Annotated in this window: 14 protein-coding genes; 8 read left to right on the top strand and 6 right to left on the bottom strand. The window is 69.9% G+C overall.

The genetic code is table 11. From position 1 onward, the window contains the following. The first annotated feature begins 102 nt into the window (after positions 1-102). The 3 genes from BZG35_RS15645 to BZG35_RS15655 are packed head-to-tail and all read left to right on the top strand — an operon-like array spanning position 103 to position 7,294. Entirely contained in the window at positions 103-1,533 is a 1,431-nt protein-coding gene (locus BZG35_RS15645; protein ID WP_077357044.1) for an NAD(P)-dependent oxidoreductase, read from the top strand. Next, on the top strand, positions 1,530-6,047 hold the full coding sequence (gltB, locus tag BZG35_RS15650) for a glutamate synthase large subunit (protein ID WP_077357046.1): 4,518 nt from the start codon (positions 1,530-1,532) through the stop codon (positions 6,045-6,047). Before BZG35_RS15645 ends, gltB begins: the two co-directional genes overlap by 4 nt. Then, positions 6,044-7,294, top strand: a complete 1,251-nt coding sequence (locus BZG35_RS15655) for an ammonium transporter (protein WP_077357048.1) — start codon at positions 6,044-6,046, stop codon at positions 7,292-7,294. Before gltB ends, BZG35_RS15655 begins: the two co-directional genes overlap by 4 nt. A gap of 22 nt (positions 7,295-7,316) precedes the next feature. Here the strand turns inward: BZG35_RS15655 and BZG35_RS15660 are convergent, their stop codons facing one another. The 3 genes from BZG35_RS15660 to BZG35_RS15670 form a co-directional block, all read right to left on the bottom strand. Next, positions 7,317-8,438 (bottom strand): acyl-CoA dehydrogenase family protein, encoded by a 1,122-nt coding sequence (locus BZG35_RS15660; RefSeq protein ID WP_077358201.1) that lies wholly within the window; start codon positions 8,436-8,438, stop codon positions 7,317-7,319. A 184-nt stretch (positions 8,439-8,622) separates the two neighbouring features. Further along, positions 8,623-9,801 carry an acyl-CoA dehydrogenase family protein gene (locus BZG35_RS15665; protein WP_077357050.1) on the bottom strand — a complete coding sequence of 393 codons (1,179 nt, stop codon included), beginning with the start codon at positions 9,799-9,801 and terminating at the stop codon, positions 8,623-8,625. Between the two features lie 241 nt (positions 9,802-10,042). After that, positions 10,043-10,300, bottom strand: coding sequence for an Lrp/AsnC family transcriptional regulator (locus BZG35_RS15670; protein WP_077357052.1), 258 nt, complete (start codon positions 10,298-10,300; stop codon positions 10,043-10,045). Between the two features lie 109 nt (positions 10,301-10,409). Here BZG35_RS15670 and BZG35_RS15675 point away from each other — a divergent pair, with 109 nt between their 5' ends. From BZG35_RS15675 to BZG35_RS15690, 4 genes are all read left to right on the top strand, one after another. Next, positions 10,410-11,168, top strand: a complete 759-nt coding sequence (locus BZG35_RS15675; protein ID WP_253189201.1) for an alpha/beta hydrolase — start codon at positions 10,410-10,412, stop codon at positions 11,166-11,168. A 4-nt stretch (positions 11,169-11,172) separates the two neighbouring features. Further along, entirely contained in the window at positions 11,173-11,946 is a 774-nt protein-coding gene (locus BZG35_RS15680) for an exodeoxyribonuclease III (RefSeq protein ID WP_077357056.1), read from the top strand. Positions 11,947-12,011: 65 nt separating this feature from the next. After that, on the top strand, positions 12,012-13,868 hold the full coding sequence (locus tag BZG35_RS15685; RefSeq protein WP_077357058.1) for a monovalent cation:proton antiporter-2 (CPA2) family protein: 1,857 nt from the start codon (positions 12,012-12,014) through the stop codon (positions 13,866-13,868). Between the two features lie 113 nt (positions 13,869-13,981). Then, a complete protein-coding gene (locus tag BZG35_RS15690) occupies positions 13,982-14,296 on the top strand; it encodes a hypothetical protein (RefSeq protein ID WP_077357060.1) in 315 nt (104 codons plus the stop codon). Here the strand turns inward: BZG35_RS15690 and BZG35_RS15695 are convergent. Further along, positions 14,268-14,918, bottom strand: a complete 651-nt coding sequence (locus BZG35_RS15695) for a DUF4126 domain-containing protein (RefSeq protein ID WP_150126068.1) — start codon at positions 14,916-14,918, stop codon at positions 14,268-14,270. The genes BZG35_RS15690 and BZG35_RS15695 overlap by 29 nt on opposite strands. Before the next feature lie 97 nt (positions 14,919-15,015). On the opposite strand from BZG35_RS15695, the gene BZG35_RS15700 reads away from it, so the two are divergent. Beyond that, positions 15,016-16,005: an SDR family oxidoreductase gene (locus BZG35_RS15700; RefSeq protein ID WP_077357062.1), complete on the top strand. Its 990-nt coding sequence runs from the start codon at positions 15,016-15,018 to the stop codon at positions 16,003-16,005. A gap of 62 nt (positions 16,006-16,067) precedes the next feature. Here BZG35_RS15700 and BZG35_RS15705 read toward each other — a convergent pair whose 3' ends face one another. Together BZG35_RS15705 and BZG35_RS15710 are read right to left on the bottom strand one after the other, a co-directional pair. Next, positions 16,068-16,361, bottom strand: coding sequence for a GNAT family N-acetyltransferase (locus BZG35_RS15705; protein WP_077357064.1), 294 nt, complete (start codon positions 16,359-16,361; stop codon positions 16,068-16,070). Positions 16,362-16,425: 64 nt separating this feature from the next. Continuing rightward, complete coding sequence (locus tag BZG35_RS15710) at positions 16,426-16,815, bottom strand: hypothetical protein (RefSeq protein ID WP_077357066.1); 390 nt, start codon at positions 16,813-16,815, stop codon at positions 16,426-16,428. Position 16,816 lies beyond the last annotated feature (1 nt).

The raw sequence follows: 16,816 nt of genomic DNA on the forward strand, positions 1-16,816 counted from the left end.
ATCGGCCGTATCTGTGCACATTCGTTGCGTTTGATCCGGGCACGAACCCCGTCACGGGGAAATCATTTGCGCCGACGGTCCCGCTTCGGTTTATATGGGCCCATGCAACAGAAAGGCCCATCCGGACCCCAAGGGTTCGTCGTTCAACCGCGCCGCCTGCCCAAGGCGGAAGCGTCCGTGCGCGTGCAGGATTTCGGCGAGATCATCGTCAAACCCACGCCCCAGAACCTCGAGACCCAGGCCGGGCGCTGCACCGACTGCGGCGTGCCCTTCTGCCAGACCGCCTGCCCGCTGCAGAACAACATCCCCGACTGGCTGGGCCTGTCGGCCGAGAACGAGCTGCGCGAGGCCTGGAAGATCGCCTCCGCCACCTCGACCATGCCCGAGATCTGCGGCCGCATCTGTCCGCAGGACCGTCTGTGCGAGGGCTCCTGCACCCTGAACCAGTCGGGCTGGGAAGCCGTGACCATCGGCTCGGTCGAGGCCTTCATCGGCGACACCGCCTTCGACAACGGCTGGGTCGAACCGATCCGGCCCCTGCATGAGCGGCCCGAAAGCGTCGGCATCGTCGGGGCCGGCCCCGCCGGCATGGCCGCCGCCGACCGGCTGCGCGAGCAGGGCTATCAGGTCACCGTCTACGACCGCCACGACCGCCCGGGCGGCCTGCTGACCTACGGCATCCCCGGCTTCAAGCTGGAGAAGCGGGTGGTCCAGCGCCGGGTCGATCGGCTGATCGACGGCGGCGTGACCTTCGTCACGAACTGCGACGTCGGCACCGACGTGACCCTGGCCGAGCTGCGCGAGCGACACGAGGCGGTCCTGCTGGCCATGGGGGTCTATCAGGCCCGGGCGCTGCAGGTCCCGGGGGCGGGTCCGGGTGACACCCTGCCCGCGCTCGAATACCTGATCCACCAGAACCGCCGCGACCTCGGCGAGGCCGACGACGACACCGGCCATCATGCCCGCGGGCGCAACGTCGTCGTCATCGGCGGCGGCGACACGGCCATGGACTGCGTCCGCACCGCCGTGCGCCAGGGCGCGGCCAGCGTCACCTGCCTGTATCGCCGCGACCGCGACAACATGCCGGGCTCGGCCCGCGAAGTGCTGAACGCCGAGGAAGAGGGCATCCGGTTCGAATGGCTGGCCGCGCCCAAGGCCCTGATGTCGCGCGACGGCGCGGTCTCCGCCGTCCGCGCCGCCCGCATGGCCCTGTCGGAGCCCGAGTTCGGCAAGCGGCGCGAGATCGTGCCGGTGCCGGGGTCCGATTTCGACCTGCCCGCCGACCTGGTGATCGAGGCACTGGGCTTCCTGCCCGAGGCCTTCGCCGCTCACCATGACGACCTCAGCCTGACCGAATGGGACACGGTGGCCGTGGCCCGCAGCGGCTTCGCCACCAGCCTGCCGGGCGTCTATGCCGCCGGGGACGCGGTGCGCGGGGCCTCGCTGGTGGTCTGGGCCGTGCGCGACGGCCAGGACGCCGCAGCGGAGATCGACCGCTATCTGAAGGCCCGCACCCAGGAGCAGGCCGCATGACCTGGCTGACGCAATACCAACAAGACCGCCAGCGCCTGATCGACGCCCACGCCTATGAGCCGTCGTCGGAGAAGGACGCCTGCGGGGTCGGCCTGGTCGCCGCCATCGACGGCGTGCCCCGGCGCGAGGTGGTCGAGCTGGCCATCAAGTCGCTGAAGAACGTCGCCCACCGGGGCGCGGTCGATCCCGACGGCCTGTCGGGCGACGGGGCCGGCCTGATGGTCGAGGCCCCCCAGGCCTTTTTCGCCGAACAGGTCCGGATCATCGGCCAGGCCCTGCGGCCCGGCCCGATCGCCATCGGTCAGATCTTCCTGCCGCGCACCGACCTGGGGGCCCAGGATCGCGCCCGCGCCATCGTCGAGACCGAGGTGCTGCGCGCCGGCTTCTTCATCTATGGCTGGCGCCAGACGCCGATCGACCTGCGGGTCGTGGGGTCCAAGGCCGACGCCACCCGGCCCGAGATCGAGCAGGTCATGCTGGCGGCCCCGGCCGAACTGGCCGGGCCGGACGCCCGCGAGGCGCTGGAGCGCGAACTGTATCTGTGCCGCCGCCGCATCGAGAGCGCGGTCCTGGCCGAAAGCGTGCCGGGGTTCTACATCTGCTCCCTGTCGGCGCGGTCGCTGATCTACAAGGGCATGGTCCGGGCCGAGTTGCTGGACCAGCTGTATCCGGACCTGCTGGATCCGACCTTCCAGTCCGCCTACGCCATCTTCCACCAGCGCTATTCGACCAACACCTTCCCCGAATGGCGGCTGGCCCAGCCGTTCCGGATGCTGGCCCACAACGGCGAGATCAACACGCTGAAGGGCAATCTGAACTGGATGCGGTCCCACGAGATCCGCATGACGGCTCAGGCCTTCGGCAGCCATGACGGCGACGTCAAGCCGGTCGTCCAGCCGGGTGGGTCGGACTCCGCCGCGCTCGACAACGTCTTCGAGGTCCTCGTCCGCGCCGGTCGCCCGGCCCCCATGGCCAAGGCCCTGCTGATCCCCGAGGCCTGGGCCAAGGACGAGGGGCTGATGAAGGCCGAGCACCGGGCGCTGTATGCCTACTGCAACGCGGTGATGGAGCCCTGGGACGGGCCCGCCGCCATCTGCGCGACCGACGGCCGATGGATCGTCTGCGGCAAGGACCGCAACGGCCTGCGCCCCCTGCGCGCCATGGAGACCCACGACGGCCTGCTGCTGGCGGGCTCGGAAGCCGGTCTGGCCGGCCTGCCCGAAAGCCGCATCAAGCGCCGCCTGCCGATCGGGCCGGGGCGGATGATCGTCGCCGACCTTCAGGCCGGCGTGATCCTGGACGAGACCCAGGCCATCGACGCCCTGGCCACCGACCATCCCTATACGGAGTGGCTGGAGAACATGGTCGATCTGGAGCCCCTGATCGGCCCCGGACCCGAGCCGCGCGCCGCCACCGGCGAGGCCCTGACCCGCCGCCAGATCGCCGCGGGCTTCAGCCGCGAGGACCTGGACCTGCTGCTGGATCCGATGATCACGGACGGCAAGGAGGCGGTCGGGTCCATGGGCGACGACGCCCCGCCGGCGGTCCTCTCCGCCCTGCCCCGGCCCCTGGCCCACTATTTCCGCCAGAACTTCAGCCAGGTCACCAATCCGCCGATCGACCCCCTGCGCGAAGCCGGGGCCATGAGCCTGAAGACCCGGTTCAAGAACCTGGGCAATATCCTCGCCGAGGAAGAGGCCCAGACCAACGTCTTCGTGCTGGACAGCCCGGTCCTAACCACTGGCATGTACGAGCGGATGCTCGATGTCGTCGAGGCCGGTTCGACCGTGGTGATCGATTGTTCGTACCCGTTGCCGGCGGAGGGTGACCGCCCTGGTGCCGGCCTGCGGACCGCGCTCGACCGGATCAAGGACGAGGCCGAGGCCGCCGTGCGCGGCGGATGCGGCCTGATCGTCGTCACCGACGAGCGGGCGTCGGAGGATCGCATCTCCGTGCCGATGATCCTGGCCACCGCCGGGGTTCACGGCCGCCTGACCGACACCGGCCTGCGCAGCTTCGTCTCCATCGTCGTTCGCTCGTCCGAGGTGCTGGACCCGCACGGGTTCGCGGTCCTGATCGGGGTCGGGGCCACCGCCATCAACCCCTGGCTGGCGCAGGAGCTGTTCCAGGAGCGTCTGGACCGCGGGGCCTATCCGGGCCTGTCGCTGAACCGCGCCTGCCTCAACTACAAGGGCGCGCTGGAAGCCGGGCTAATGAAGACCCTGGCCCGCAAGGGCATCAGCGTCATCTCCGCCTATCGCGGCGGCTGCGAGTTCGAGGTGCTGGGCCTGAGCCGCGCCGTGACGGCCGAGTTATTCCCCGGCGCCCCGTCGCGCATCTCCGGCATCGGCCTGGCCGGGCTGGAGCGCGCGGCGATCCAGCGCCATGCCGCCGCCTGGACCGAGGCCGCGCCCTCCCCGGCCATCGGCGGCTTCTTCCGCATCCGCGCGGGCCAGGAGGCCCACGCCTATGAGGCCAAGGTCATCCACCTGCTGCAAGACGCCTGCAATCGCGGCGACTACAAGCGGTTCAAACAGTATGCCGAGGCCGTCCGCGAGCAGCCGGACCTGGCCCCGCGCGACCTGCTGGACTGGCGCGAGGGTCTGACGCCGGTCCCGGTGTCGGAGGTCGAAAGCGTCTCCGACATCCGCAAGCGCTTCCTGACGCCCGGCATGTCGCTGGGGGCTCTGTCGCCTGAGGCCCACGGCGTGCTGAACGTGGCCATGAACCGCATCGGGGCCCGCTCGGTCTCCGGCGAGGGCGGGGAGGATCCGGACCGCTATGCGACCCGCCCGGACGGCGACAACATGAACTCGGCGGTCAAGCAGATCGCGTCGGGCCGGTTCGGCGTCACTGCCGAATATCTGAACCAGTGCCGCGAGATCGAGATCAAGATCGCCCAGGGAGCCAAGCCCGGCGAGGGGGGCCAGCTGCCCGGCTTCAAGGTCACCGAGTTCATCGCCCGGATGCGGCATTCGACCGTCGGCACCACCCTGATCAGCCCCCCGCCGCACCACGACATCTATTCGATCGAGGACCTGGCCCAGCTGATCTACGACTTGAAGTCGATCAATCCGGACGCTCGGGTGACGGTGAAGCTGGTCAGCGCCTCGGGCATCGGGGCGATCGCCTCCGGGGTCGCCAAGGCCAAGGCCGACGTCATTCTGATCGCCGGCCACAACGGCGGCACCGGGGCCTCGCCCCAGTCCTCGATCAAGCACGCCGGCCTGCCGTGGGAGATCGGCCTGGCCGAGACCCATCAGGTGCTGAGCCTCAACAACCTGCGCAGCCACGTAGTGGTCCGCGCCGACGGCGGCATGCGCACCGGGCGCGACATCGTCATCGCCGCCATCCTGGGGGCCGAGGAGTTCAACATCGGCACCGCCAGCCTGATCGCCATGGGCTGTCTGATGGTGCGTCAGTGCCATTCCAACACCTGCCCGGTCGGCGTCTGCTCCCAGGACCCGCGCCTGCGCGAGAAATTCACCGGCACGGCGGACAAGGTCGTCAACCTGTTCAGCTTCATCGCCGAGGAGGTCCGCGAATACCTGGCCCTGCTGGGCGCGCGCAGCCTGGACGAGATCGTGGGCCGCACAGACCTGCTGCGCCAGGTCCGGCGCGGCGGGGCGCATCTGGACGACCTCGATCTGAACCCGCTGCTGGTGCGGGTCGAGGCGGCCGAGAAGAAGCTGTGGGCCGAGAAGGGTCGCGCCGAGGTTCCGCCGACGCTGGACGCCCGCGTCCTCAACGACGCCTGGGCCTTCCTGGATCGCGGCCAGACGTCGGAGCTGACCTATCCGATCTCCAACGTCATGCGGACCATCGGCGCGGGGGTCTCCTCCGCCATCGTGCGGCGCTGGGGCCCGACCGGCCCGACCGGCGTCCTGACCCTGAAGCTGCAGGGCTCGGCCGGGCAGTCGTTCGGGGCCTTCGGGGCCAGGGGCCTGAAGCTGGAGCTGACCGGCGAGGCCAACGACTATGTCGGCAAGGGCCTGTCGGGGGCCGAGATCGTGGTCAAGCCGATCGAATGGCGCGCCCACCAGCCCGCCATCGGCAACACCACCCTGTACGGGGCCACCTCGGGCCGGCTGTTCGTGGCCGGCTCGGCGGGCGAGCGGTTCGCGGTGCGCAACTCGGGGGCCGAGGCCGTGGTCGAGGGCGCGGGGGCCCACGCCTGCGAATACATGACCGGCGGCCGGGTTGCGATCCTGGGTCTGGTCGGCTGGAACCTGGCCGCCGGCATGTCGGGCGGCGAGCTGTTCGTGCTGGACGAGGCGGGGCGGACCGGCCTGGCCCTGAACGGCGACCTGGCGGCCTTCGCGCCCGTCACGTCCGAGGCCGGCGAGCGGCTGAAGGCCCTGATCGAGGCCCATCTGGCCGCGACCGGATCGCCCCTGGCGCGGCGTCTGCTCTCGGCCTGGGGCGACAGCCTCAAGCGGTTCGTCCGCATCGTTCCGGCCGCCGTGGCCGAGGCGGACCGCAAGGTCGATCCGGGTCAGGCGGTTCCGGCGTGACGGCGACGCCGGTTCTCCTCGCCCATCAGGCCCCCGTGGCGCTCGACGCGGCCGGCACGGCCTGGATCCTGGTCTCGACGGCCTTCGTGCTGATGATGACCCTGCCCGGCCTGGCGCTGTTCTACGGCGGCATGGTGCGCAAGAAGAACATCATCGCCACCATCGCCGCCTCCACCGCGGCCCTGATGGTGGTGACCGTGCTGTGGTTCGTGGTCGGCTACAGCCTGTCGTTCGGCAGCTCCGGCCCGGCGACCAACGGTTTCATCGGCGGCGTCCAGGCTCTGTTCCTCGACGGGGTCCGGATCGACACGGCCCACAGCCTGGCCCCTGGCCTGCCGGAGTATCTCTGGATCGCCTATCAGCTGACCTTCGCCATCATCACCCCGGCCCTGATCGCCGGAGCCTTCGCCGAGCGGATGAAATTCTCGGCGTCCCTGCTGTTCTTCGGCCTGTGGCACCTGATCGTCTACGCCCCGATCTGCCATCAGGTCTGGGGCGGCGGCTACCTCGGGTCGTGGGGCGTGCTGGACTTCGCGGGCGGGGCGGTTGTGCACGTCAACGCCGGGGTCGCCGGCCTGGTCTGCGCCCTGGTGCTGGGCCCGCGGTACGGATTCGGGCGGGACAATATGGCCCCGGCCAACCTGGCCTATACCGCCATCGGCACCGGCCTGCTGTTCGTCGGCTGGCTGGGGTTCAACGCGGGCTCGGCCTGGGCGGCCGACGGGATCGCCGCCGTTGCCGCCCTGAACACCATCCTCGCCCCGGCCGCGGCGGCCCTGGGCTGGATGACGATCGAATGGATCGACAAGAAGCGGCCGACCCTGCTCGGCCTGCTGTCCGGCATCGTCGGCGGGCTGGTCGCCATCACCCCCGCCGCCGGCTTCGTCGACCCCAAGGGGGCCTTCCTGATCGGCCTGATCGGCGGCCCGGCCTGCTATGCGGGTGCCGTCTGGCTGAAGCATGCGCTGAAGTACGACGACAGTCTCGACGCCTTCGGCATCCACGGGGTGGGCGGCATCGTCGGGGCCATCCTGACCGGCGTCTTCGCCACCACCGCCATCAACGGCGTGGCCGAGGGCGCGGACGTGCTCAAACAGATCGTCGGTCTGGCCGCCGTCATGGCCTGGAGCGCGGTCGGCACCTTCCTGGTGCTGATGATCTGCAAATTCACCACCGGCCTGCGCGTGCCCAGGGACGGCGAGGTCGAGGGCCTCGACTATTCCCAGCACGGGGAAAGCATCCACTAGGGCGGCCTGAAGGGCGTTTCCCCTAGTAGCCCCCGGCTCGGGCCAGCGTCTCGGCGTGGAATCCGGCGTCGCCCAGGAGCTCGTTCAGGACGCGGACGCGCTTCATGAACAGGCCGACGTCGTATTCGTCGGTCATGCCCACGCCGCCGTGCATCTGCACCGCCTCCTGCACCGCCAGCTCGGCCACCTTGCCGGCCTTGGCCTTGGCGACCGAGACGGCGAGGTCGGCGCGTTCGGCCCCGGCGTCGAGCCGCTGGAGCGCCCCCAAGACGGCGGCCTTGGCCAGCTCCAGCTCGGTGAACAGATGGGCGGCGCGGTGCTGCAGGGCCTGGAACTCGCCGATGGCCTTGCCGAACTGTTTGCGGGTGCGAAGGTAGTCGACGGTGGTCAGAAAGGCCTGATCCCCCGCCCCGGTCAGGCAGGCGGCGGCGCAGGCGCGGCCGAGGTTCAGCGCCCCCTCCAGCGCCGCCTCCCCGCCGTCGACCGCGCCGATCACCGCGTCGGCGTCGACCTGAACGTCGGTCAGGACGATGCGGGCGGCGTTGTGGGCATCGACCATGACGGTGCGCTCGATCGCAACGCCCGCCGTCTTCGGATCGACCAGGAACAGGGTCGTGCCCGCCTCGGTCCTGGCCGCCACAATCAGGGCGTCGGCGATATGGCCGTCCAGCACGAAGCCCTTGGCTCCGTTCAATTTGAAGCCGTTGCCGCTGCGTTCGGCCGTGGTCGCGATGCGCGACGGCTGGTGCTTGGGGCCTTCGTCGAGCGCCAGCGACAGGATGGCCTCGCCCGCCGCGATCCGGGGCAGCCAGGCGGCCTGCTGCTCGGCCGAGGCTGCGTCGATCAGGATGCGGGCGGCGAGGATGGACGAGCCGAAGAAGGGCGAGGGCGTCAGGGTACGGCCCAGCCCCTCGGCCACGATCCCCGCCTCGACCGCGCCGAGGCCGGAGCCGCCATGTTCCTCGGGGATGATGACGCCGGCGAACCCCATCTCGCCGAACGCCTTCCACAGGTCGCGGGAGATGCCGTCGGCGTCCTTGCTGTCCCGCAGCTGGCGCAGGTGGGCGATGGGGGCGTTCTCGCTGAGGAAGCCGTCGGTGGCCTCCTTCAGCATGGTCTGCTCTTCAGTCAGGATCAGGGGCATGGGCAGCACACTCGAGAGCCCTCCCCCTCGAGGGGGGAGGGTTGGGTGGGGGTGGGGGCACGGCGGATCAGATAAGGCAACAGGGCTCCGTCGGAGTCTCGCGGGGCAACGGGTGGCGCCGTGCCTCCACCCCATCCCCGACCCTTCCCCCTCGAGGGGAAGGGAGCAGAAAGGGAGGACACGCTCACGCCCCCGGCAGCTGCAGCAGGTGTTTGGCGATGATGTTCAGCTGGACCTCGCTGGTCCCGCCCTCGATCGAGTTCGCCTTGGTCCGCAGCCAGTCGCGGGCGGCGGTGCCCTTCTTCGACCGATCGCTGTCCCACTCCAGCGCGTCCGAGCCGCCGGCGGCCATGGCCAGTTCGTGACGGCGCTTGTTCAGCTCCGAGCCGTAGTATTTCAGCATGGAGGCGATGGCGGGCGAGACCTGTTTCGCCTTCACCTGATCCCCGACCCGCTCCATCGACAGGCGGAAGGCGGCGGCGTCGATCTCCAGATCGGCGATCTTCGCCCGCAGCATGGGTTCGTCGAGACGGCCCGCCTCGTCCAGCCCGATCGAGTCGACCGCGACGTGGCTCATGGGCCGGCCGATGTCGCCGATGCCGCCGATCATGGTGCGCTCATGCGCCAGCAGGGCCTTGGCCACGTCCCAGCCCCGGTTCAGCGTCCCGACCAGGTTCGCCTTCTCGACCCGGACGTCGTCGAAGAAGGTCTCGCAGAAGGGCGACTTGCCGCTGATCAGGGCGATGGGTTTGGTCGTCACCCCCGGCGTGGCCATGTCGAACAGGACGAAACTGATGCCCAGATGCTTGGGGGCCTCCGGGTCGGTGCGGACCAGGCAGAAGATCCAGTCGGCCTGGTCGGCATAGGAGGTCCAGACCTTCTGGCCGTTGACGATCCAGTGGTCGCCGCGATCCTCGGCCCGGGTCTGGATGCCCGACAAGTCGGAGCCCGCGCCGGGTTCGGAATAGCCCTGGCACCAGCGGATCTCGCCGCGCACGATCTCGGGCAGAAAGCGCTTCTTCTGTTCCTCGGTGCCGAACTGCAGCAGGGCCGGGCCCAGCATCCAGAGGCCGAAGGACGACAGCGGCGACTGGGCGTCGATGCGGCGCATCTCCGACGCCAGCACCTTGGCCTCCTCGCGGCTCAGCCCGCCGCCGCCGTATTCGGTCGGCCATTCCGGCGCGGTCCAGCCGCGCTCGCCCATGACCGACATCCAGCGCTGGTGGGCCGGGGTCTTGAAGGCCCCGTTGCGCCCGCCCCAGACCCGGTCCTCCTCATTGGCGAGGGGACCGCGGCATTCGGCCGGGCAGTTCGCCTCCAGCCAGGCGCGGGTCTCGGCGCGGAAGGTGTCCAGATCGGCCATGGTTCGCTCCCTGACGCCTGTCCCGGCGTCTCAGGCGGTCAGAATAGCAAAGAAAACGGGTGACGTAGCGTCAGGGAAGAACCTCTCCCTCCCCCTGCGGGGGAGGGTGGGCGAAGCGAAGCGGAGACCGGGTGGGGGCGGCCCGGCGAGCCAGACACAGACTTGCGCCACGTTGCCTTGCCGCCCCCACCCCGTCGCTGCGCGACGCCCCTCCCCCGCAGGGGGAGGGAGAGCGTCTGTGTCAGCCCTTGCTCGGCAGGAAGGGCGAAAACGTAATCACCGTGAAGGTGTCGCGGATGTGCGGCCGGGTCTGGACGGACTTGGTCACGAAGGTGCCGATGTCCATCTCCTTGGGCAGCTGGAACTTGGCCAGCAGGTCGTACTGGCCCGAGGTGGAATAGACCTCCGAGACGTTCTCGACATTGTCGACCATGTCGGCGGCGACGTCGTTGGCGTGCCCCAGCTCGCATTTGATGAAGACGAAGATGGCGGTCATCATGGCGTGAGGCTCCGGTGTTCGCGGGCTTGGTAGCGGATGCCGACACGATGGATAAGCCCCCCTGTCCCCGGCCGAATGGCTGGAGGCCGAATACAACAACCGCGCCGCCGTGCCGGACCACCCGGTGCTGATGGCCCGCTGGAAGGCGGCGGCCGAGGCGGCCCGCGCCGCCCATCCCCCGACCTTGGTCCGCTATGGCCCCGGCGAGCGCGAGGTCATGGACCTGTTCGAGGCCGGGCCGGACGCCCCGGTCGCGGTCTTCATCCACGGCGGCTACTGGCAGGCCCTGGACAAGGCCTGGTTCAGCGGCATCGCCCCGGCCCTGCTGGCCCACGGGATCAGCGTCGCCATCCCGTCCTACGACCTGTGCCCGACGGTGCGGCTGGGCCGGATCGTGCAGCAGATGCGCACGGTCGCCGACGGGCTGCGTGCCCGTAACGGTCGCCGGCCCATGGTGTTCGGCCATTCCGCCGGCGGGCATCTGGCGGCCTGCCTGCTCAGCGAGGCCCGGGCCTCGGCGGCCCTGGCGATCTCGGGCGTGTTCGACCTGGCCCCGCTGATCCCGACCTCGATCAACACCGCCCTGCGGCTGGACGCGCGCGAGGCGGCGGCCCTGTCGCCGATCCACTGGCCGGCCCCGAACGGCTCGACGCCCGGGGGCACGGTATTGGACTGCGTCGTCGGCGGGGCCGAGACCTCCGAGTTCATCCGTCAGTCGCAGGCCATGGCCGAGCTGTGGGGGGCCAAGGGCGTCGAGACCCGGTTCGAGGCCCTGCCCGGCCTGAACCATTTCACCGTGCTGGACCCGCTGACCGATCCGGACAGCGCCCTGGTCCGGCGGATCGTGGAGTTGACCCGGGCGTTGTGAGCCCATGCGGATCGCCACCTTCAACATCAACGGCGTCAACACCCGCCTGACCAACCTGATCGCCTGGCTGGAGGAGACCCGGCCCGACGTCGCCTGTCTGCAGGAGCTGAAGGCGCCGCAGGACAAGTTCCCGGAAGCCGCCATCCGCGAGGCCGGCTATCACGCCGCCTGGGTCGGGGAATCGCGCTGGAACGGCGTCGCCATCCTGAGCCGCGACGCCCCGCCGGTCGTGACCCGCCGCGCCCTGCCCGGCGACCCCAAGGACGTCCAGAGCCGCTATCTGGAGGCCGCCGTGAACGGGGTCCTGGTCGCCTGCCTGTATCTGCCCAACGGCAATCCGCAGCCGGGGCCCAAGTTCGACTACAAACTGGCCTGGTTCGAGCGGCTGATCGCCCACGCCCGCACGCTGTTCGACACCGAGGCGGCCGTTGTCCTGGCCGGGGACTACAACGTCGTCCCGACCGAGGCCGACATCTACAACAGCCGGTCCTGGAAGAAGAACGCCCTGCTGCAGCCCGAGAGCCGGGCGGCCTATGCCCGGATGCTGGAGGACGGCTGGACCGACGCCCTGCGCGAGCGGTTTCCAGACGAGGCCGTCTATACGTTCTGGGAGTATTTCCGCGACAGCTGGGGCCGCAACGCCGGGCTGCGGCTGGACCACGTGTTGCTGAACCCGGAAGCCGCCGAACGGCTGACCGACGCGGGCGTCGATGCCGAGGTTCGCGGCCAAGAGCACGCCAGCGACCATGCGCCCGCCTGGATCGAACTGCGCGACTGACGCCGCCACCCCTCGCAATCGCGACACAGTGACGCCACTATAGAACGGCGCAGCAAGGGGCAGACATGGCGGAACCGACGGGAATGGGGCTGGGGCATGCGGTGGCGCTGCTGGCCGTGGCCGTGTTCGCCGTGCCGCTGTTCAAACGCTTCGGCCTGGGGGCGGTCCTGGGCTACCTCGCCGCCGGCCTGGCGGTCGGTCCGTTCGGCTTCGGCCTGATCCAGGACACGGAGGCCGTGCTGCACGTCGCCGAGCTGGGCGTCGTCATGTTCCTGTTCCTGATCGGGCTGGAGATGCGGCCGGCCCGGCTGTGGAGCCTGCGCCAGGAGATTTTCGGCCTGGGCGCGCTGCAGGTCCTGGTCTGCGGCACCCTGCTCACCGGGGCGGCGATCCTGTTCGGCCTGCCCTGGTATGCGGCCCTGGTGCTGGGCTCGGGCTTCGCCCTGTCCTCCACCGCCATCGTCATGCAGCTGCTGGAGGAGCGGAACGAGAACAACGAGACCGACGGGGAGCGCGTCGTCTCGATCCTGCTGTTCGAGGATCTGGCCATCGTGCCGCTCCTGGCGATCGTGGCCATCCTGGCCGGCCAGTTCGGCACCACCATCGAGAACCCGCAGCCGATCTGGATCACCGTCGGCTTCGCCATCGCCGCCGTCGCGGCCGTCTATGTCATCGGGCGCTGGGCGCTGAACCCGGCCTTCCGGCTGCTGGCGCGGTACGGCGGGCGCGAGGTGATGACGGCGGGGGCCCTGCTGGTCGTGCTGGGCGCGGCCTGGGCCATGGACCTGGGCGGGCTGTCGATGGCCATGGGGGCCTTCCTGGCCGGGGTCCTGTTGTCGGAATCCACCTTCCGCAACCAGCTGGAGGCCGACGTCGAGCCGTTCCGCGGCATCCTGCTGGGCCTGTTCTTCCTCAGCGTCGGCATGTCGCTGGACCTCGGCGTCGTGGCCGGCGACTGGCCGATCGTGCTGGGCGGGGTCGCCGCCTTCATGGGGGCCAAGATCTTCGGCGTCTATTCGGTCGCCCGGGTGATGAAGGCCTCGCACAGCGAGGCGGTCAAGCGTGCCGCCCTGATGGGCGAGGGCGGGGAGTTCGCCTTCGTCCTCTATGCCGCCGCCCTGGCCGCCGGTCTGTTCGACGGCCGCACCGCCGCCATCGCCTCGGCCGTGGTGATCCTGTCGATGGCCCTGACGCCGCTGCGCATGCTGATCGCCGACCGGCTGAGGTCGCGCGAGCCGGTGTCGCTGGAGGGGGTGGAGGAGGCCCGCAACCTGCAGGAGCGGGTGCTGGTGATCGGCTTCGGTCGCTTCGCCCAGGTGGTCTGTCAGCCGCTTCTGGCGCGCGACGTCGACGTCTCGATCGTCGACATCGACGTGGACATGATCAAGGCCGCCGGCAACTTCGGCTTCAAGGTCTATTACGGCGACGGCGCGCGGCTGGACGTGCTGCGGTCCTCCGGCGCCGCGGACGCCGAGAGCATCCTGGTCTGCGTCGACAAGCCCGAGACGGCCGACCGGATCGTCGAACTGGTGCAGGCCGAGTTCCCCCTGACCAAGCTGTTCGTGCGGGCCTATGACCGGGGTCATTCGATCCGCCTGATCAAGGCGGGCGTCGAATACCATATCCGCGAGACCTTCGAGAGCGCCCTGGCCTTCAGCGAGCACGTGCTGATGGACCTGGGCTTCTCGGACCAGGAGGCGCGCGAGGCGGTCGATGACGCCCGCCGTCGCGACTACGAGCGGTTGACCCTGCAGGTGGCGGGCGGACTGCAGGCGGGTCGCGCCCTGTCGCGCGGCAATGCCACCACGCCGGAACCCGCCCCCTATGTGAAGCCGCGCCGCGAAGGCCGCGCATTGAACGAGGAGGCGGCGGAGATGATGACGGCCGAGCAGATCGCGCAGCGGCGGAAGGAAAAGGTCTGATCCCGACCCTGACTGTTGCGCAGTCGGCACAGCGCTGACCAGAAGCGGCGCCGGAGCCTGCGATCGTGAAACCGTTCCACGCGGATCGTCGTTTTTCCGTCAGGAGACTGAAGATGAGCAAGACCGACAAGACCAATAAGCCCGACCTGCGCCTGGTGGCGGGCGAGTCCGAGATCTACGACCTGATGCGCGCGCCCCAGACCACGGCCGAGCGCGTGCAGCGGCTGCAGGCCGAGGCCCGGGCCCTGGCCGTCGAACAGGTCGAGGCGCTGGAGAAGCTGCTGCTGCAGGCCTCCGCCATGGCCGAGGACATCGCCAAGGGCGGCGACGCCTATCCGGTCGGGGCGCGCGAGATCGCCTCGCGTCTGGCCGAGGACCTGCCGTCCAGGGCCGGAAGCATCAAGGCGATCGTGTCGCGGAGCCTGTGACCTCGCGCCGGTAGAGCCGTTCGCGCATCCGCCGCGCCAGCCGGAACACCAGCACCGCCACGAACACCATCAGCACCGGCACCAGCACGGGCGCCAGGAAGGCCAGCATCACGGTCAGGAAGCTGAGTACGTCCTCGATCAGCGACAGCACCGGATTGCCGATCCCGCCCGTCGTGGCCGTGGACGCCAGTCGGGTGCCGCCCTGGGCCGCGTTGAAGGCAAAGGCGGTCGGGGCCCCGACGATGACGCCGGCGACCGCCGCGGTGGTGGGGTCCAGCCCGGCGAAGACGCTGCCCGCCGCGACGGCCCCGGCGACGGGACGGGTGAAGGCCCCCATCACGTTCAGGCCGTGATCCACGACCGGGATCTTGTCGCCCGCGAACTCCACCATGGCGGCGATGCCGAGCGCCGCGACGGCGGGCCAGTCGGCCAGCCAGGCCATCTGGTCGTTCAACGTCACGCCGAACAGCTCGAACCGCGCCGCCAGGGCCAGCATCAGCAGCGGCAGGAAGGTCCGCAGGCCGGTCGCCGAGGCGAGGCCCAGCCCCAGCAGCGCCGGCAGGACCCAGGTTTCCAGCGGACCCGAGACCGCGCCCAGGTCGGGAATATCGATACCGTCCATGACTGCCTCCCCGACGGCCCTCCCGCCGTCGTGATGATAATGCGCCGGAACCCGCCAGGGGTCCGCACACTTTGTGGGACTGTCCCTGGAGAGCCCCATGACCGACCATCTTGAATCCGCCGCCGAAGACACCGCCGACCACGAGCGCGCGATCCAGGCCGGGATCGACGCCAAGGCGGACGGTGCCGGCGGTGGCGACGCGGATGGCGGCGCGGTCCAGGCCGGAGCCCGGACCTATCCCGAACCCCCCTTCCCCGAACAGCACCAGACCAAGCCCGGCGACGAGGCCGCCCTGGATCCCGCCCCGATGTACGACGCCCCCTTCTGGACGGGCTCCGGCAAGCTGGAAGGGTTCGCCGCCCTGATCACCGGGGCCGATTCCGGCATCGGCCGCAGCGTCGCCGTCCTGTTCGCCCGCGAAGGGGCCGACGTCGCCATCTGCCACCTGGACGAGGACGACGACGCCGAGGTCACCCGACAGGCCGTCGAGGCCGAGGGCCGCCGCGCCATCGTGCTGAAGGGCGACGTCGCCGATCCCGAATTCTCGAAAATGGCCGTGGCCGAGACGCTCAAGGCCTTCGGGCGTCTGGATGTCGTCGTGCCCAACGCCGCCTTCCAGGAGCATGTCGACGCCTTCGAGGACCTGACCTTCGAACATTTCGACCGGACGCTGAAGACCAACCTCTACGGCTATTTCAACCTGGCCCAGGCGGCGGTGCCGCACATGAAGGCGGGCGGCGCGATCGTGATGACCGGCTCCGTCACCGGCATCCTGGGCAACAAGGACCTGCTCGACTATTCGATGACCAAGGGCGGCATCCACGCCTTCGCCCGGTCGCTGGGCACCCACCTGGCCCCGCGCGGCATCCGCGTGAACGCGGTGGCACCCGGCCCGGTCTGGACGCCGCTGAACCCGGCCGACAAACAGGCCGAGGACGTGGCCCAGTTCGGGGCCAAGACGGTGATGAAACGCCCGGCCCAGCCGGAGGAGATCGCCCCCGCCTACGTCTTCCTGGCCTCGCCCCAGATGTCGAGCTTCATCACCGGCGAGGTGCTGCCGATCATCGGCGGATATGCGGGCGGCTAGAGCTTGATCGTTTTCGGTGGACCCCCGCTTTGGGATCCACCGAACGCGTCACTTAACGCTCACTAAATATGCGCGAGGACGTCACTCTGGTCCGGATGGCGCTTGAACCAGGCGACGGCATAGCCGCAGCGGGGGATCAGCCGGGTCTCCTGCGCGCGGGCATGGTCTGCGAGCGCCTGCATGAACTTTCCGGCCGCGCCCGAGCCGCGCAGGGCGTCATCGGCCTCGACATGCAGGATGGCGCGCCCGGTGCCGCTGTCGGCATAGTCGGCCCAGACCTGGCGCATCGCGCCGGACGGATCGGCGAAGCCCTGTTCGTAGCGCTGCTCGGCGGCGTCGTCGCGAAAGTCGGACATGGTGTTCCTCTTGGGTCAGGGCAAAACCCGCGGGCCCAACGGCCGTTCCACGGAGGCGGGGGTGCTAGGCCGGCTTGTCCTGGAGCAGGTTGAGGAGCGCAAGAACGCTTTTGATCGTGAACCAGACGCCCAGCAGGATGAGCACGCCCCAGAGCAGGAAGATGAAAACGATCGGCAATAGTAGCCATGAAAGCAAGACGCTGACGACCAACAGGATCCCCGTCGCAATGGTCCACCAGAAGACCGACCAGAACAGGCGAATGGCGGCATCGAGATGCTGTCGCGGGATGCCGGTGGCAGAGCCCCGCCCGGCATAGGCGACGATCAAGCCGACCGGGGCCAGCAGGGCCGCCGAGGGGATCGACAGGATGAACAGGCCCCAGGCGATCAGGGCGGCGGGCTTGCCTTCGGACGCGTGGCCGGGGGCAAGGGCGGGCTGGGCGGGGTCGGACATG

The organism is Brevundimonas sp. LM2 (genome assembly GCF_002002865.1).
Lineage (GTDB): Bacteria > Pseudomonadota > Alphaproteobacteria > Caulobacterales > Caulobacteraceae > Brevundimonas.

Bases quoted from the DNA above. Each gene is read 5' to 3' on its own strand.
- BZG35_RS15695 (WP_150126068.1), bottom strand. From the start codon at position 14,918: ATGGACGGTATCGATATTCCCGACCTGGGCGCGGTCTCGGGTCCGCTG.
- BZG35_RS15710 (WP_077357066.1), bottom strand. From the start codon at position 16,815: ATGTCCGACCCCGCCCAGCCCGCCCTTGCCCCCGGCCACGCGTCCGAA.
- gltB (WP_077357046.1), top strand. From the start codon at position 1,530: ATGACCTGGCTGACGCAATACCAACAAGACCGCCAGCGCCTGATCGAC.
- BZG35_RS15705 (WP_077357064.1), bottom strand. From the start codon at position 16,361: ATGTCCGACTTTCGCGACGACGCCGCCGAGCAGCGCTACGAACAGGGC.
- BZG35_RS15690 (WP_077357060.1), top strand. From the start codon at position 13,982: ATGAGCAAGACCGACAAGACCAATAAGCCCGACCTGCGCCTGGTGGCG.
- BZG35_RS15665 (WP_077357050.1), bottom strand. From the start codon at position 9,801: ATGGCCGATCTGGACACCTTCCGCGCCGAGACCCGCGCCTGGCTGGAG.
- BZG35_RS15670 (WP_077357052.1), bottom strand. From the start codon at position 10,300: ATGATGACCGCCATCTTCGTCTTCATCAAATGCGAGCTGGGGCACGCC.
- BZG35_RS15680 (WP_077357056.1), top strand. From the start codon at position 11,173: ATGCGGATCGCCACCTTCAACATCAACGGCGTCAACACCCGCCTGACC.
- BZG35_RS15660 (WP_077358201.1), bottom strand. From the start codon at position 8,438: ATGCCCCTGATCCTGACTGAAGAGCAGACCATGCTGAAGGAGGCCACC.
- BZG35_RS15685 (WP_077357058.1), top strand. From the start codon at position 12,012: ATGGCGGAACCGACGGGAATGGGGCTGGGGCATGCGGTGGCGCTGCTG.
- BZG35_RS15700 (WP_077357062.1), top strand. From the start codon at position 15,016: ATGACCGACCATCTTGAATCCGCCGCCGAAGACACCGCCGACCACGAG.
- BZG35_RS15645 (WP_077357044.1), top strand. From the start codon at position 103: ATGCAACAGAAAGGCCCATCCGGACCCCAAGGGTTCGTCGTTCAACCG.